General features: G+C 35.9%; 12 protein-coding genes and 1 riboswitch. Of the genes, 4 read left to right on the top strand and 8 right to left on the bottom strand.

Going from position 1 to position 17,422, the window contains the following annotated elements:
• Position 1: 1 nt before the first annotated feature.
• Together IC221_RS18030 and IC221_RS18025 are read right to left on the bottom strand one after the other, a co-directional pair.
• Positions 2–808 carry a LysM peptidoglycan-binding domain-containing protein gene (locus tag IC221_RS18030; RefSeq protein WP_188170306.1) on the bottom strand — a complete coding sequence of 269 codons (807 nt, stop codon included), beginning with the start codon at positions 806–808 and terminating at the stop codon, positions 2–4.
• Between the two features lie 24 nt (positions 809–832).
• Positions 833–1,513: a DUF4905 domain-containing protein gene (locus tag IC221_RS18025; protein WP_188170305.1), complete on the bottom strand. Its 681-nt coding sequence runs from the start codon at positions 1,511–1,513 to the stop codon at positions 833–835.
• 256 nt (positions 1,514–1,769) lie between these two features.
• Between IC221_RS18025 and IC221_RS18020 the strand changes: the two genes are divergently transcribed.
• Positions 1,770–3,107, top strand: coding sequence for a nodulation protein NfeD (locus IC221_RS18020; RefSeq protein WP_188170304.1), 1,338 nt, complete (start codon positions 1,770–1,772; stop codon positions 3,105–3,107).
• A gap of 129 nt (positions 3,108–3,236) precedes the next feature.
• On the opposite strand, the gene IC221_RS18015 is transcribed toward IC221_RS18020, so the two are convergent.
• Positions 3,237–4,469 carry an ABC transporter permease gene (locus IC221_RS18015; protein WP_188170303.1) on the bottom strand — a complete coding sequence of 411 codons (1,233 nt, stop codon included), beginning with the start codon at positions 4,467–4,469 and terminating at the stop codon, positions 3,237–3,239.
• Between the two features lie 287 nt (positions 4,470–4,756).
• Here IC221_RS18015 and IC221_RS18010 point away from each other — a divergent pair, with 287 nt between their 5' ends.
• Positions 4,757–6,016, top strand: coding sequence for an asparagine synthetase B (locus IC221_RS18010; protein WP_188170302.1), 1,260 nt, complete (start codon positions 4,757–4,759; stop codon positions 6,014–6,016).
• 473 nt (positions 6,017–6,489) lie between these two features.
• Here IC221_RS18010 and IC221_RS18005 read toward each other — a convergent pair whose 3' ends face one another.
• The 5 genes from IC221_RS18005 to IC221_RS17985 all read right to left on the bottom strand — a co-directional run bounded on the left by IC221_RS18005 (position 6,490) and on the right by IC221_RS17985 (position 15,028).
• Positions 6,490–8,913 (bottom strand): DUF5686 and carboxypeptidase-like regulatory domain-containing protein, encoded by a 2,424-nt coding sequence (locus tag IC221_RS18005; protein WP_188170301.1) that lies wholly within the window; start codon positions 8,911–8,913, stop codon positions 6,490–6,492.
• Positions 8,914–8,926: 13 nt separating this feature from the next.
• Positions 8,927–10,381, bottom strand: a complete 1,455-nt coding sequence (locus IC221_RS18000; protein WP_188170300.1) for a M20 family peptidase — start codon at positions 10,379–10,381, stop codon at positions 8,927–8,929.
• Between the two features lie 150 nt (positions 10,382–10,531).
• Positions 10,532–11,830, bottom strand: a complete 1,299-nt coding sequence (locus IC221_RS17995; protein WP_188170299.1) for a HAMP domain-containing sensor histidine kinase — start codon at positions 11,828–11,830, stop codon at positions 10,532–10,534.
• Between the two features lie 15 nt (positions 11,831–11,845).
• Entirely contained in the window at positions 11,846–12,526 is a 681-nt protein-coding gene (locus IC221_RS17990; RefSeq protein WP_188170298.1) for a response regulator transcription factor, read from the bottom strand.
• A 51-nt stretch (positions 12,527–12,577) separates the two neighbouring features.
• Positions 12,578–15,028: an outer membrane beta-barrel protein gene (locus IC221_RS17985; RefSeq protein ID WP_188170297.1), complete on the bottom strand. Its 2,451-nt coding sequence runs from the start codon at positions 15,026–15,028 to the stop codon at positions 12,578–12,580.
• A 200-nt stretch (positions 15,029–15,228) separates the two neighbouring features.
• Positions 15,229–15,338, top strand: a riboswitch (SAM riboswitch).
• Positions 15,339–15,510: 172 nt separating this feature from the next.
• Between IC221_RS17985 and IC221_RS17980 the strand changes: the two genes are divergently transcribed.
• Positions 15,511–16,104, top strand: coding sequence for a hypothetical protein (locus IC221_RS17980; RefSeq protein WP_188170296.1), 594 nt, complete (start codon positions 15,511–15,513; stop codon positions 16,102–16,104).
• Complete coding sequence (gene metK / locus IC221_RS17975) at positions 16,104–17,387, top strand: methionine adenosyltransferase (RefSeq protein WP_188170295.1); 1,284 nt, start codon at positions 16,104–16,106, stop codon at positions 17,385–17,387. Before IC221_RS17980 ends, metK begins: the two co-directional genes overlap by 1 nt.
• Positions 17,388–17,422: the final 35 nt, after the last annotated feature.

Here is a 17,422-nt window from a genome sequence, read left to right as displayed (position 1 = left end):
ATTATTGATTGTATTCTACTCTAATTCTGAATTCTTGGTTGACGGCCCCGATTTTCTTGGCCACTTCTTCAGAAATCTTTATGATTACCCCATTTTCAATAGATTGAACAGGCAATGCCGCCACAACTCTTACTACTGCTTCTAAATCATTATTGGGGTTGATGACTTTAATGTATGAACCGACGGTTTCCGGACGGTGTAGTGCCATCAATTTACTTGTATTATTAGGCAATTCAACCACTTGACCATTTCCTCGCTCCACCTTTTGCATTGGAATATCATAATCTCTGGCTTCTTCTTGTGTTAAATCAGCAAAAGATTTTGATTGCACCTCTTTCGTTTTTTGATCCAACTGATTCACATTTCCACTAACGCTCACCACGATTTGCTGACCGTCAGACAAAAGCTGATCAGGTAAATAGGCATTCCAAACGGATAAGCTATCTACAGGAACTTGATAGATATACGCTATACCTCTCAAGGTTTCTCCCTCTTTCGCTGTATAATAAACAGCTTCATTATACAACTTGGGCTCCACTTTCACTACAGTGGTAGTTGCAGGTTGATCCCACTGATTATTATTCTGTGGTACTGCTCCTTGTTGAGGAATGACTAACACTTGGCCAATTTTAATGACATTGTTTTGAATTGCATTCGCTTGAACAATATCACTGACACTGACATTGTATTTTCTTGATATTGAAAATAATGTTTCCTGATCTTCTACGGTGTGGTTAACAGAAGTTTGTGCAAAACCGTTTTGTAAAGAGAAGCTAAAAAAGCAAAGAATTATGATTAGAAGTCTCATAAGTCAATTGTTAATTACATAGTATTAATTGTTGAGGGCGGTAAGAGATAGTCCACACCATATTTCTTTCTCTTTAATATACAAAAGCATATTATCGACCATAAAAAAACTATCCATAATTTGATCACGGATATCAGTATCAATCACCTCTTGAAATAGGACCTCTCCCTTCCTGCTACAAATTAGTAGTTTTCTTTGAAGAACACTATTTTTCCTTTCAATGAATACAAAAATTATTTGATGAGAGGTTTCATAGTAGTGAATATCACTTTCTGCCACATCATACTCCAGTTGCTTTAAGAAAGTACTCAAAGTAGCATAATACTCAGACTCTACAGGGTACACTATCGGTAATTCAAACTCCTCGGCACTCGATAACTGTGACGGATCTTCCTGATTATCCTCCACCAAAGTAGCTTCTTTGATATTCAGTTTTTGAAGTTTCTTTACTTTTGGTATTGCATCATTTTGATCAAACTCAGAAAAATATAAAAAACCATCTTTCACCCCTGCCATGGAAATCCACCAATTTTCCTCCAATTGAAGGCCTTCCCAAAGCACTATTCCCGTTTTCACTTCCAAAGCAGCGAAACTTACTTCTTTTTGGTCACCATCTCTCATTTCCAATAAAATCACACCTATTGTGTGATCATACATTACTCTCCAGATAATGCCGTGTGCCTCAAATGTATATTTATTTTCCAATTTAATTTTCTCTCGATTCGTAAATAATTACCGCTAAGATCTGTATTATCCATCATTTTCAATAATGTTGCAGCAAGTTTCTTCTTTAAACTTACAAGACGAGCTTATCATAGAATACTTAAATTTTGTAACTTAGCTTAGAAGTTGATTAACCACTAGAATATGACTTAAAATTATTGCGTTAATTTACTTGTTTAAAAAAGTAAGTGATAGCAGCTGTAAAACTATTACTTCCACCTATTTCAATTTATAAGAAATGAAATCTTTGATTAATACACTGTTATTGTTATTTGTTTCTCTTTCGTTGTTGGGCAGTGAAAAAGAACCGATTGTGTATGTATTTGACTTAAAAGCTGAGATCGACCCTAGAACCTCAAGACATGTTGAAAATGCACTGAATGAAGCAACATCCGAAGAAGCCGATTATGTAGTCATTGACCTTGATACCTATGGAGGTGCCGTCAATGATGCGGATCACATTCGACAACTTATATTAGATTATCCAAAACCTGTTTTTGTTTATATCAATAAAAATGCGGCTAGTGCAGGTGCTTTAATCTCCATTGCTTGTGATTCTATTTATATGGAAAAAGGAGCCAATATTGGCGCTGCCACTGTAGTTATGGGTGGTTCTGGCGAAAAAGCACCAGACAAATACCAGTCTTACATGCGATCTATGATGCGTTCTACGGCAGAAGCAAATAATAGAGATCCTAAAATCGCAGAAGCTATGGTTGATCAAGATTTGGTAGTAGAAGGAGTTTCAAAAGAGGGAGATGTCATCACATTTACAACAGACGAAGCCATTATACATGGTTTTTGTGAAGCGGAAGTGAATTCTATCAGTGAAATTTTAAAGAGAAACAATATCACGGATTATGAAATAAAGAAATATGAGCCTTCGTCTACTGAAAATATTATTAATATCTTTTTAAATCCTGCGATCAGTAGTATTCTTATTCTTATCATTTTAGGGGGAATTTATTTTGAATTACAGTCTCCAGGAATAGGCTTCCCTATCGCTGCCTCAATTACAGCCGGGGTGCTTTATCTCGTTCCTTATTATTTAAGTGGAATGGCAGCCAACTGGGAATTGCTAATTATTGGAATTGGCTTTATACTTATTTTATTGGAAGTCTTTGTTGTACCTGGGTTTGGTGTGACTGGAATATCCGGTATCATCTTAACCATTGCAGGCTTGACATTGGTCATGCTAGAGAACGATTTTCTTGATTTCACTTTCGTTCCAGGTGCCAAAATAGCTACGGCTTTGATCAGCGTGACAGCTGCTCTTCTGGTGGGTAGTTCAGGAATGTTCTTCTTTGGGCATAAACTTTTAGGAAGCTCACTTATGAAAGGAGTGATTCTTGAAAACGACATGACCGCAGACAAAGGTTATACAGCAGACTTTTTGGTTTCTTCTTTTGTGGGATCAACAGGTGTTACACACTCTGTTTTACGTCCTTCGGGGAAAGTGAAAATTGACAACAAAGTCTATGATGCTACATCAGAAGGCGACTTTATTGGCAAGGATGTGCCTGTTGAAGTAGTAGAACAGAATGGCTCATCACTTAGAGTAAGAGAAATCGTATAGTTTACATAACTATTATAATGCAAGAGGGAAGAGATATTAATAACATCTCTTCCCTCTTTTTAAAGCAGTTGTACAATTAAAATCGGAAGTTTTGAATGTGCAACTGCTTATATTTTCAAACAGAAGACTTTATTCAAATCTTAAAGATTCAATTGGATCTAATAAGGAGGCTTTTCGTGCAGGATAATACCCCGACATCACCCCAACAAAAACACATACTATTAAAGAGACAATCATCCAAACCCATGGCAATACAAATGATTTGGAATCTAAAAATACAGCAATTGCATTTCCAATTCCTGCACCTATAAACGACCCAACGAGTCCACCTAGAATACAAATAAAAATTGCCTCTAGTAAAAATTGTTGACGAATTGCTCTCGGAGTTGCCCCTAATGCCTTTCTAATACCAATCTCCCTCGTTCTTTCGGTCACTGATACCATCATGATATTCATAAGCCCAATTGATGCTCCTAATAAGGTTACGATGGCTATCGCTACACCACCAATTCTTAAGGTCATTGTCATTTGATCAAATTCACTGTTTAATGAATCGGCTCTTTTTATTTCAAAGGAGTCAGGCTTTCCTAACTGATCTTTACGAATTACTCTCAAAATACCTCTTGCTTCTCCCATAGCATAATCAATTCCTCTTGGATCTGTAGAGTTTACAGTTGCCACGTAATTTAGGGTTCTAGTGGTCGCAAACTTATTTGCATTAATCAAAGGAATAAATACCTTACGGTCCGCGTCACCTTCACCAATTCCACCCTTCTTTTCTAGAAGGCCGATAATGCGGTATTTTTTACCATAAAAACCAATAGTCTGATCTATAGGTTCTTCATTTTTATTGAACAAAGCATTAAAAACATCCTCTGCAATGATAGCTACGTTTTGTCCTTGGGATAATTCTACTGTAGAAAAAGTACGTCCCTTATTGATCTTGTACCCGTTGTTTTTGAAGTACATATCATCAATACCTACAACAGCATAATTTGGAGTTGTTTTTTTGGACAATCTCTTGATTTCTACACTTCCAGAGATCGTGGTATTAACACTTACTTTTCCTTCCACAGGTAATAATTTCTTGAATTTTCGAATTTCTTCGTACTTTATAGGACTTTTTTTTGAAAACCTTTTCCCAAAAGCACCTCTTCTTCTCGTTAAGTCATTAATAGTAAAATTATTAACACCTAAATCTGACATTCCATCATTTATGGAATCTTGTACTGCGTCAATCGCCGTCATTATGCCTACTAACGACATAATTCCTATTGCAATCATAGCAGATGTTAGAAAAGTCCTAAGTTTATTTGCTTTTACAGAAGTGATGGCTTCTATCAAATAGGTTAGTATATACATGTGTCAAATGATCAAACTAAGAAAAATACAATCTTTTCCCTTTCAATTTAGTTCAAAAAAATCAAAAACTTTACAATGTAATATTTTTCTCATAAAGTGACTTTTTTGAGTAAATATACTCTAAAAAGAATTGTAAATTAAATATAAATTAAAAGTTCGGCATAATGGATATTTTTCCTGTTAAACAATTGTTGTACTTATTAACCCTTATCTCAAAAAAACAATAGGCTTCCCTATTTAGTTGCTTTAGAACCACTACTCTACTATTTAAACCTTAATAATTACGTATGAGATTATTGACCACCATCTACCTAGTATTATTAACCCATATAACATGTTTTGGGAATTACATTTTGATTCCCATGGACCAAACCCAAAACAATCATCTCAAAGCCTACGGGATGACGTTTTGGGTGCTCGGTCAAGATGTTGAGGCAGAATGGTTGCTCAATTATAGAGGCGGAAGTTTTATGTTTAGAAACTCTTCCCTATTTGAGCAAGAATTGGTCATTAGAGGTGTTAGTTATGAAGTCATCTCAGGTGCTCAAGCCGTTCAGATAAAAGAAAAAATTGCTCACCCAGAATCTAATATGGACATTATGCGGTTAGATGCGGTTCCAAGAATTGCAGTCTACTCACCGCCTTCAAAACAACCATGGGACGATGCAGTCACCTTGGTTCTTACTTATGCAGAAATTCCTTATGATGTGATTTTCGATGATGAAGTGATGGCAGACCTACTACCCAAGTACGACTGGCTTCACTTACATCACGAAGATTTTACAGGACAATATGGAAAGTTTTATGCCACCTACGGCAGAGAGGAATGGTATATGGAAGCGCAAAGACAATTTGAAGCTTCGGCAAAACGACACGGTTTTGAAAAAGTTTCTCAATTAAAAGCTGGTGTAGTCAAGAAAATCAGAGACTTCTGTGCTGGTGGAGGATTTTTATTTGCCATGTGTTCTGCAACTGATACTTATGATATTGCATTAGCTGCTGATGGTGTTGACATTTGTGATTACATGTATGATGGTGATGGAGTGGATGGAAACGTACACGAAAAGCTCAACTACGAAAACACATTTGCTTTTAAGGATTTCAAATTAAAATTAGACCCTTACCAATACGAATATTCAGAAATTGATAATCAATCTTATGAAAGAGGCTTAAGAGAAGAAAATGATTATTTTGAGTTGTTTGCTTTCTCTGCAAAATGGGATCCTGTACCCACCATGCTTACACAAAATCATGAACGCCAAATCAAAGGGTTTATGGGACAAACTACAGCCTTCAAAAAGAGATTGATTAAAAATGATGTCATCATATTAGGTGAGGCCGAGTCTGCTAAAGAGGCTCGCTATATCCATGGAACATTCGGTAAAGGAACATGGACATTTTATGGAGGTCACGACCCTGAAGATTATAGACACTTTGTAGGTGAAGAACCTACTGACCTTAATCTCCACCCTAATTCACCAGGATACAGATTGATTTTGAATAATATCTTATTTCCTGCTGCTAAAAAGAAGAAGCAGAAAACCTGATTTACTACTATCTATGATTCACATATTTCGCTGTCTCAAATGCTTTATTTGGGACAGCTTTTTTATTACACTCTAATGCTTAATTATCGTCAACTTTCAATCGGCCTTTCTGCAAGCATTTATAGGATCTACTTTCAAGCTTCTTTCCTCTTCGTTTTTGTCTTAAAACAAAAAGAAGCAAAAAATTCAAGGCTTAGAAGTCAAAAGCTAAATTCCATTCCTTGAGCCTAAATGATTTTAAACTCGCTGCGCTCAAACAGCAAAATCATTTTTAACGGCTCAATACATGAAATTCTTAACGCTTTTCCCTTCAAGGCCGAAGGAAGAACTGCCAAACTAAAAGGATAGACATTACACTAGTGTGATTGTTAAGTTTTGACGGTATTCAAGTCTTATAATCCATCAAAAATCTCCTGATTTCTAACTCTAATAAATATTCAAAAACTTAGTTTACAATTTACTTATTTGACAGCCTAAAACTCCGGAGTTATTGCAAACATTATCCCATATTTTCTTGATGCTCCTTCTTGATAAGTAGCTCTGTATAAAAACATAACCTTCACCATTCTGAAGATATTTTCTACACCTCCACCTACTTCCACATAAGGGGTTGAAGGGTCTAAACTATTAAAACTGGCTTCATCTTTATCCCATGGATTTACATTAGCTGCGAGGTTATCACTAGACACTCCTCCCCAAAGTAAGTTTGCAATACCAAATGTCTTCACATTCATTTTTTTGAGTACGGGGATTCTATTAATAAAAAGACCTTCAAAATGATGGAACATTCTGATACTAGCATAACGATCACTCATAAATTCCCCGAAATCCATAAGGTTATAGGAACTACCACTGTAGATGTACCTTAAGTTATTTCCCCGATGTACAAATAACAAAGGAAAGGGAACGGTAGAGGGGGTCCAACCAGATGAAAGTACGTAATCCATTCTACCTAAAGCTCCCACTTTAAAGCGATGTCTCATCGATAATTCAAGCTTATGATAACTGTCCGTCGCATCAAAAAATGTTGGTAAACCTCTCTTATAAGTGAATGTAATGGTGGGGTATTTTCCATTTGCTGCGATGTATCTATTCAAATGTCGGCTTGATACATACCTTTTCCCAAAATCAAAAAGGATAGATCCACTTAGTTCTGAAGTTGTAATTCTTGAAAAAGCAAGTGTATCTGTTAACTCCGTCGCAAAGTAATTCTCATTTCTATAGGTAAAACTACCTCTTAACTGAATACCTTCTGCTACATAAGAATTGGCCAATACTCTCGCCTCATCCAAGTAATAAGGATTTGTAAAAGTACCCCAAGCTTGAGAAATCCATAAGTAAGGATCTTGCCCTGGAAAAGTGATACCTCCACCCAAACGTTGAAGGGAATGTTGAGCACGAGCATAAAGGAAAGTCCAATTTTCATGATTGAGGATATATTTACCCATTACACCCCACTTCCACTTTTGGTCATTGGTACCATACGCTACATACCCTCCTCCAATCAAATTCTTGTTCCATTGCGTGTTGGTTAATCCTCCAAATTGAATACGATTTCCCTCTACATTATTCTGAGCATACAAAACAGTAAGTGGACCAAAGTCAAAACCTCCTACTCTATAATAACCAGTCACAAACATGTCCATTATTTGTGCAGTTGCTTTTACAGTGGGCATTTGTTTTACGGTATCAATCTGAGCATAAATTGTAGTATCGATAGATGGAGAATACAATAACGTATCTTTCGATGGGAAGGTATTTTTGGTACTAATATCCACCAAAAACTTCGTCCAATTCTTATTCAATTTACCTCCTACCCACATTTTAATATTTTGTTGATAAGGAAACCAAATTTGTGATGTATCAATAACAGCTAGTTTTTGATCTACCGTTATGCTATCAATAAAGTTTATGGGAGAATTTCGTCCTATTGCTGCTGTTACTTTTTTAATGGCAAACCCTCTCTTTTCATCGGTTACCCAAACCGTTCCTCCAAAGGTCATATCGTTTTCTCTCCGAGGAACAAAATCAATTTTATAACACCAATCGTCGTCGACTTTTTCATAGGTCACCAATTCAAAATCGTAGTAATTCTTAAAAGAGGCATTAAAAGGAGATGAAAAATCTTTGGCTAAAAAACGCAGCCATTTTTGATAGAAATTAATCGTCGTTTTTTCATTATCTAACCCTTGTTTGAATTGATTTTCAAATTCAGGGCCTAAAAATACTTCCTTGTAGTAAGATTGCTCTCGATCTTCGGCCTGTTTTCCAGCTTGATAATTGACTTTTTGTTTAGAGGAAGAAGAATAAACAGGAATATTGGGCATCCCTTTTTGATTGACTGATAAGGTATCAATCTTTTCCATTCTTTGAACCGCCTCTTTCACCAATTTTTGTTTCAGAAAATCTTCATTGGTATCTGTAATATAGACATTCGTTCTGATCGAAGATTCATAATCAAAATCCTCGTTCCCTTGGTAATTATGTAATGCGGCATTTTTTATGGTCAACCGGATTATTTCCCATGCAGGATTTTCATAACCTCTTCTTCCTACCACAACCTCCTCTAATTGTTGAGCATTTTTTTCCAAAAACAAGACCATTTCCTTGTTTAGCAATTCATTATCCAGACCAAAAGAAGTTGTTTTATAGCCAAGACAAGACACCAGTAGTGTATCATTCGATGCTATTTCTCTGATAAAAAAAAGACCTTTTTCGTTCGTTGAAGTACCTTTATCATCACCTTTAATTATAAGATGTGCAAATCCAACAGGCTGTAACGTTTCCTTATCCAATATTTTACCTTGAATAGCATGATCTTGTCCAAAAGCTATATGACAAACTAAAAAATGAAGAAAAAGTAAATTAAAAAATGATTTATATAGTTGACTCGACAATGAATTCACTCGCTTATAGCGTTGTATTTTTTATTAATTGTTTATAAAAACGGATTGTATTTTCAAATTCTACAACACCAATCCTCTCATTTTCACCATGAATCGTGTCCAAATTATCTTTATTTAAATGAAAAGGACAAAAGCGATATACATTAGGTGATATTTCAGAATAGTGTCTTGAATCTGACGCTGCAATCATGATATAAGGTGACACAACAATATCGCCAAATATCTCTTTGATTGATTGATCCAAAAGTTTAAATGCCTCAGAATAGGCATCTGAAATTGGAGCGGCCTCTGATTTATTCAGTATTCTTAACTTTACCTCATCATTATTGACCTTCTTTTTAATGGACTCAAAAACATAATCCACAGTTTCTCCAGGTAGAATTCTGATGTTCAACACTGCATGTGCTTTTTTAGGGAGCACATTGCTTTTCATTCCAGCGCTGATTATTGTTGGAGCAATGGTTGTTCTTACTAAAGCATTTGAAGAGGGTGATTTCTCATATACCGACATCAGTACTGGTTCCAAAAGAGTAGAGTTGGCAAAAACTGTCTTTAAGCCAAAAGGCATTTCTGGACCTACAAAATCAATAAAATCTTTTAATGGTGGAGAGATGTAAGAAGGGAAAGGATCATTGACCACATCATTAACTGCTTTTGTCAAAACACTAATAGCACTTTCTGTTTTAGGCATGGAAGCGTGTCCACCTTCAATATCTGTTGATAGTTCCACTGTTAAGAATCCTTTCTCTGTTGTCCCAACCAATGCCACATCTTTTTCCATTCCGGGTACTAAACCTTGTGTAATGTATCCACCCTCATCCAAAACAAACTCAGCCTCTATACCTTGTTGTTTAAGGTAATGAGCCATTGAGCTTGCACCATGTGTACCATTGATCTCTTCATCATGACCGAACGCCATATAGATCGTTCGCTTTGGTTTAAAACCAGATTCCATCAATGATTGCACTGATTCTAAGATACCAATCACTCCTACTTTATCATCAATAGCTCCTCTCCCCCAAATGATTCCATCTACTATTGCTCCGCTAAAAGGGGGATATTTCCACTCTGATATGTTTTCCTCCAAAGCAGGAACAACATCAAAATGCGACATCAAAACGATAGGTTTTAATGAAGAATCACTTCCTTCCCATTTAATTAAATAAGAAAAACCACCAAAAAGATGATATTCCGTATTACTGAAAACCACTGGATAAGTCACTTGAAGAAAGTTTCGAAACTTTACAAATTCAGATGAATCAATCAGATCGGGATCGTCATATGAGACCGTTTTTATTTGTATCGCTTCCGAAAGGTGGTATTTAGCAGAATCACTAATTGAGCGTGAGCCTAACTTTGAGATTTTTGATTGTTGAGAATCAAATAAAAATAAATTTCCAAAAATGTAAAGAGAGGCAATAGTTAGTGTGCCTGATAAGATTCCTACAAAACGCTTCATAGAAAAAGAGAGTTTGAGATGTAAAGTGAATATTTATCAGTGATGACAAATACTTATGTTTGTAATTTATCACATGCTTGAATCTTTATTTCAAATACCGATTCAAGTTTGTATTTAATTAAGTTATTAAGACTTCTTTAGTACTCCAAACTAAGCATTGAATTTTCTTGTTTTTATTGAAAATATATGCTGTTTTCGCTGATATGAATATTGTATTTCTAAATTAGAAACTTTACAAATTTTACTAACCAATGCCAATCCTAAACCTAAAGACTGACTTGATGTAGATCCTTTGACGAAGCGTTTAAAAATCTGATCTTCTGAAATAGTGAGTGGTGATCCGTAGTTACTGATTATAAATTCAGTTGATGACGTTTTTATTTTGATAGGACCTTCTGTTGATCCATAACGAATGGCATTTTTTAATAAGTTTTTCAGTACAATATCAAAAAGGTATGGATCAATTTGAAATTGCAACACATCACTTAGTTCTTTTTCAATCTGTAAGTTCTTCAACTCCGCCAATTCCTCAATTGCTTCAACCTGTTTCTCAATCTCTGTTTTGATGTTTATTTCTTTGATATCTGTAAACTCCCCATTTTCTATTTTAGTAATCAAGTTGAGTGTAGTACCGATCTTAGAAATATGATTCGCTTCATCGTAGATTGTTTTGATCGTACGAGCATCTTCTTCTTCCAACTTTTCGGAAATCATCAACGCTTCTGACTTATTTCTAATGATCGCCAAAGGCGTCTGCATCTCATGAGCTATATCTTCTGTGTATTCTTTTAAGTGGTTATAATCCGCATCAATTCTTTTAACCATTTTACTGAAAAGGTCTTGCATTTCTACAAACTCAGTCGTATTCGTCTCCACTTTTTCCAATGGTTTATTACCTCCCACTTTATAAAGCTGCATTTGTTCTAAAATCCTTTTGAAAGGTTGAAGGAAATAACCCGAAAGAATGGCATTAGAAAGTACAATAAGAATGGTCAATACGATGAAGGAAGGAATGATTAACTCATAAATGTCATCGCGGAAATAGTAATAGTTTTGAACCTCTCTGTTCATTTCCACTCGATACAATTGACCATTAGAAGTAATTAATACGATCTTTTTTCTGTGCAATAAATTTCTATCCAACTCATCATGATACACCGTGAAATCTTCATAAACGGGATATTCTGCTTTTCTACATCGTTTTGAAACTCTTTCAATAGAAGTAACCGAACTCGAACTCCCCACTAAAGAATCAGGGTGTACACCTTCATCTAAATGATAAGTTACTTTTCTCTCTATCCATGAAAACCTCCTATTCAAATCTGAATCAATAAATTCATCAGCTTCAGAGGTAAGAAATTGGGCATAAGCCAAAAAAACACCTAATGTAAAAAGTAGGTAGAAAAATGTAATTCTTGATAATAAATTAAAGGTCCTCTTCTTGGCCATATCGCACAGTTCTTTTTAAACAGTAGTAGTAAATTTATAGCCCATACCATACACCGATTTTATTCTGTCAACGCCCCTATTTTTTTGGAGTTTTTTTCTTAGGTTTTTGATATGAGAATAAATAAAATCGAAGCTATCAGCCTGATCTATATGATCTCCCCAAAGATGTTCAGCTATATTTTCTTTGGTGAGCATTTTATCTTTATTGTAAAGGAAGTAGACCAAAAGGTCGTATTCTTTTTTGGTTAGTTCAATTTCTTGATCATTGATAAAAACGCTTTTGGATAAAATATCAACCTTCAACTCTCCGATTTCAATGGTGTTGCTCCCTTTGAATTTTTTCCTTCTAAAAAGAGACCTTACCCTGGCAATCAACTCCGCCATATGGAAAGGTTTTGTGATATAATCATCCGCTCCTAATTCCAGTCCAAGTACTTTATCATCTACACTGTCTCTAGCCGTGACGATAAGTACTCCGGTATTAGGGTCAACTTGTTTGATTAGTTTTACTATTTCCAATCCATTCCCATCGGGCAAACCGAGGTCTACGACAAGAATATCATATTCGTAAACCCCGATTTTTTCTTTGGCTTGGATTAATGTGTCAACATGTTCAATATTGATTTTTTGATCTTTAAGAGCAGCCGACACATCATTTGCTAATTCTTTATTATCTTCTATTAATAATAATTTCATGCATTATCATCCTTATTTCCGCTAGAAAGATAGTAAAATACTACCTAACTTCTAGAAATCGTCCATTCCTCCACCATCGCCACCGCCTCTTCGTGACGGCTTGAAGTTATTCAATCTGTACGTTAACGTTGCAGTGAATACATGTGGATATCTAAAATCTTCTGTAAAGTTGGAGAAGCCAATACCTGATGAATAACTCTTACGACGTGCTGTACCTAAAACATCATTCATCGAAGCTGTTAAAGTCAACTTCTTTTTCATCAAGTTTTGTTTTACAGCAGCAGTCATCATAAAGTATCCTTCATTTCTACCTTGTGCAGTCACTGTTTCTCCTGTATATCTATTGTTGATTTGAATCTGCGTATTTTTAGACACTCTAAAAGTGTTATTAAAACGGCTACTCCAAGTTATATTTTGACGGTCAAAACTTTGTCCTTCCAATTCACCTTCTACTCTGTAATCATACAAGTTCCCCATCAAGTCCATCGTCCACCATTTGAAAGGTTGGTAGTTTAAAGAGATTTCAGTACCAAGCGCATAATCTGTCCCTACGTTGGCGTAAGTATGCATAATAACATTTATATCTTCAGGCCAAACTGTTTGTATTCTCTCGATTTTATTGTGCGTCATTCTGTAATAAACATCCAAAGAAAGTGTAAGGTTATCACTGATATTTTTCAAATAACTAAAGTCAAATGAATCAATATTTTCAGGTAGTAACCCTGGATTACCTCTACGCACATTGAAAGCATCTTGCCATGTTACAAAAGGCTCTAAGTACCAACCTCTAGGACGTTCAATTCTTCTTGAGTAACTCAACATTAATTGATCATCTTTTGGAAGGTTATAAGAAAGATGAACAGTAGGGAATAAGTTCCATTGATCCACTGGGTATTCATCATCTGAGCCTACCACATTAATATTACGGCCCGTATATTCCGCTCTAACACCACCTTGATAACCAAAACTTCCTACTTTTCCTGAGTAAATACCGTAAAGTGAGTGTATCGTTTGAGTGTAATTTGTAGTATAGCTATAATCTGGTTGGAATTCATACTCTCCGGTTGTGGTATTATAATTATAGACCTCATTGACATCTTCAGCCTGATTCCAACGCGTTTGCCAACCTGCTTCAATCTTATCTTTTTCTCCCACTGGCAATACATAATCGATTTTAGCTCTTAATCTTCCTCCAGGACCAATTTCAGTTGATCTTTGTCCACTTGAAGGAGTTTCAGCAACGCTACCATCACCATATTTAGGATACAATTCGTTGATAGAACTTTCTGTCATATCACGTCCACCATAGTCGATTTGAGCATCAATAGTATGTCCTTTCTTATCAAACTTATGTTGGTAAGCAATGTTGGCATTATAATATAAGCCTCCTCTTTCCCACTGCTCACTTGAGATGTATCTGTTTTCATTAATTGGAGCATCATCACCACCTATTCTTTGATATTCATAGAAGTCTGCATCCATTCCCCCATACATTTTGAACTCTCCAACTTTACCAGAAATTTTCAAGAAATCTTTCTCGGAAAGATAAAGTTCAACTCCTGCCTGAGCACCATACATTTCAAATGTACGTTCTCTGTCTCCTTCAGAAATAATGTAAGAAGTGGTATCACCATTAGTTGTAATACGCTCTGAATTGTAAGTACCTGGGCCTGGTCTTTTGTTGTAATTTGCTCCTACATAGAAGCTGTAATTTTTTCTTTTAAAGTTTAACAGGAAATCGCCGCCCAAACGGTCATACATACCGCCTGTAGCATTGAAGACGCCACTCACGCCTTCTAGTCTATTTTTCTTCGTGATGATATTGATAATTCCGGCAGTACCGTCTGGGTCGTATTTAGCAGATGGGTTAGTGATTAATTCTATGTTTTCGATTGTTGAAGCTGGGATTTGTTGCAATGCTTCTGAAGCATCTAATACCGAAGGTCGGCCATCAATAAGTACTGTAAAACCTGAGCTACCTCTTAAACTTACATTACCATCACCGTCTACAGTTACAGATGGTATGTTTTCTAAGATATCTACAGCAGTACCTGATAGTGCGGCAAACTGAGTTCCCACATTGACAATTTTCTTATCAATATCGTAAGAAACAGAACTTTGTGTGCCTACTACCTCTACTGCGTCCAACACTTCGGCATCAGTGCTTAAAGTAATCACACCTAAATTTTTCTTTAAATTGGGTCTTTTGACTGCAACATTTTCTATCACAGTTTTTTGGAATCCTATAAAGGTGACCTCTATAGTATAAGTTCCCTCTTCTATGTTTTTGATTGAAAAGATACCATCTGCAGAAGTGACAGTACCTCCTACTAAAGCATGAGAGGCTTGTTCAAAAATAGAAACGGTGGCGTATTCCACGGCAACGTTTGAATCTCCATCAGTTACTTTACCCGAAATCACACCAGGCTTAAGTGGGTCATTTGCGAAAATTTGAAACGCGATTGATAGAAGTGTTAATAGTATGTATGCTTTTTTATACATGAAATTTGATAGAATTTTTAAGTTCGCTACAAACATATTCAGCAAATCTGTTTGAAATCTGTAGAAATCTGAATTGACTAAGATTTTTCAAAAAAATGATCTGAATTATGTTTTTTCATATGTAGACAACCCGCATGAAATGAAAAAGTTTGATAATAATCCCTTGAATTTTCTTTCAAATTTCTATATTTGCATCACTATACTTATCAAGAAAGATAGAGGGACTGGGCCCTACGATGTCTTAGCAACCTGCGCTCCCCATAGCAAGGTGCTAATTCCCAGCTCGAAGGTGTTCGAGATTAGATGAGTTTATCTCCTAAATGACATGCTGGTACTAAGCGAAAAGCTTTCTTTTTCGGTAGGTGAAACTAAATTAATGATAAAAGAATATTTTTTATTTTAGATTGAGGATCAGATTATTAATACTTAGTTCTTTATGTTTCTTGACTAGCTGCTTTGAGTTACATGAACAGTTACAAGTCATGAAAGACGGAAAAGGAGATTACACCTTTGTTTTCGACTTTTCAAAAAGTAAAGAATTATTGGATATAATTTCTGCCTATACAACTCCTGAAGGAGAAACTATCTTTCAAGCAAATAAATTCAAAAAGCCTTTATCTTTAATTAGTAATGACTTGAATACTATTCCGGGAATCTATAACTGCAAAGAGATATTAGATTCTACTGTTTGGAAAATGGGTATTCAATTCAATTTTGTAGACATCAACGCTCTCAATGTTGCACTTTCTAAAATTGACGGGAAGGAAGAAGTTGAGTACCTGATCATCAAAAGATCAAAAGCGGAATGGAAGCAAAATATCGATTGGAGAAAAATCATTACAAAAAATCTCCCTGCTTCTACTGAAGCCAAAGACGCTATGTTGGAGGCCGTAGACACTGCTCATTATGTTTATAATTGGCAATTAAATAGAGACATAAAGACGTTAAAGTCTTATGATATAGATCAAATAGGCTCCACGGGAGTACTGTTTAAAGGCACTATTCCGGATGATGAACATTATAAATACATCACCCAATGGAATATTAAATTTAAAAAAGAAAAAAAACGAAAATAATGACATATTTATTCACATCCGAGTCCGTTTCTGAAGGACATCCAGATAAAATTGCTGATCAGATCTCTGATTCAATCCTTGACGCTATGTTAAAACAAGATCCTACGTCTCGTGTTGCATGTGAGACTATGGTGACGACTGGCTTAGCAGTAATTGCAGGTGAAGTGACAACGAAAGCGTATGTTGAAATTCCTGACGTTGTAAGAGAAACAATTGAAAAAATTGGTTATGATAAAGAAGACTATTCTTTCGCTGCTCACTCATGTGGTGTACAAGTAGCTCTTCATAGTCAATCTCCTGATATTGCTCAAGGTGTAAATATTGGAGAGGGTGTTGATAAAGAACAAGGTGCTGGTGACCAAGGTATGATGTTCGGTTATGCTACTAAGGAAACAAAAGAGTTTATGCCAATGGCTTTGGCTTTCTCTCATGCTTTAGTGAAGCGTTTGGCTGAAATCCGTAAGAATCACACAGACCTTATCGGTTACTTACGTCCTGATGCAAAGGCACAAGTAACAATTGAATACAATGAGGACAATACTCCCAAAAGAGTACATACTATCGTAGTTTCTACTCAACACGATGAGTTCCCAGGTATTTCAGATGACGAGGCTTTAGCTCAAATCGCTAGAGACGTAAAAGAGCATGTAATCAGTGCTGTTATTCCTGCTGAATTGATTGATGATGAAACAATTTTCCACATCAACCCAACAGGTAAATTCGTTATTGGTGGTCCTCACGGTGACGCTGGCTTGACTGGTCGTAAAATCATCGTAGATACTTATGGTGGTAAAGGTGCTCACGGTGGTGGTGCATTCTCAGGTAAAGACCCATCAAAAGTAGACCGTTCTGCTGCTTATGCTTCAAGACACATCGCAAAGAACTTAGTTGCTGCAGGTGTTGCTGACGAAGTATTAGTTCAAGTAGCTTATGCAATTGGTGTTTCTACTCCAGTATCATTGAACGTAACAACTTACGGAACTTCAAACGTTGACCTTACAGACGCTGAAATTTCTAAAGTAGTAGATGGTATTTTCGATATGCGTCCAAGTGCAATTGTAGAGCGTTTAGGATTAACAAACCCTATCTTCACTCCTACTGCCGCTTATGGACATATGGGACAAGCTCCTTACACTGATACTGTTGAAGTAAACCGTACTGAAGTAGTAGAAGAAGGTGACAAGAAGATCAGTACTGTTATTACAGAACAAAAAGAAGTTGAATTCTTTACTTGGGAGAAATTAGATTACGTAGATCAAATCAAGTCTGCTTTTAATCTATAATTAAGATTTCAAGTATTTTTATAGAAAAAGTTTTT

Source organism: Flammeovirga sp. EKP202 (genome assembly GCF_014534745.1).
In the GTDB taxonomy this organism is placed as follows: Bacteria; Bacteroidota; Bacteroidia; order Cytophagales; family Flammeovirgaceae; genus Flammeovirga.
The sequence above is the reverse complement of the archived record's forward strand: the minus strand, read 5'-3'. Positions and strand labels throughout refer to the sequence as shown.

Coding starts and splice junctions, on each gene's coding strand:
- IC221_RS18030 (WP_188170306.1), bottom strand. CDS start 808: ATGAGACTTCTAATCATAATTCTTTGCTTTTTTAGCTTCTCTTTACAA.
- IC221_RS18020 (WP_188170304.1), top strand. CDS start 1,770: ATGAAATCTTTGATTAATACACTGTTATTGTTATTTGTTTCTCTTTCG.
- IC221_RS18015 (WP_188170303.1), bottom strand. CDS start 4,469: ATGTATATACTAACCTATTTGATAGAAGCCATCACTTCTGTAAAAGCA.
- IC221_RS18010 (WP_188170302.1), top strand. CDS start 4,757: ATGAGATTATTGACCACCATCTACCTAGTATTATTAACCCATATAACA.
- IC221_RS18000 (WP_188170300.1), bottom strand. CDS start 10,381: ATGAAGCGTTTTGTAGGAATCTTATCAGGCACACTAACTATTGCCTCT.
- IC221_RS17995 (WP_188170299.1), bottom strand. CDS start 11,830: ATGGCCAAGAAGAGGACCTTTAATTTATTATCAAGAATTACATTTTTC.
- IC221_RS17990 (WP_188170298.1), bottom strand. CDS start 12,526: ATGAAATTATTATTAATAGAAGATAATAAAGAATTAGCAAATGATGTG.
- IC221_RS17985 (WP_188170297.1), bottom strand. CDS start 15,028: ATGTATAAAAAAGCATACATACTATTAACACTTCTATCAATCGCGTTT.
- IC221_RS17980 (WP_188170296.1), top strand. CDS start 15,511: ATGAAAGACGGAAAAGGAGATTACACCTTTGTTTTCGACTTTTCAAAA.
- metK (WP_188170295.1), top strand. CDS start 16,104: ATGACATATTTATTCACATCCGAGTCCGTTTCTGAAGGACATCCAGAT.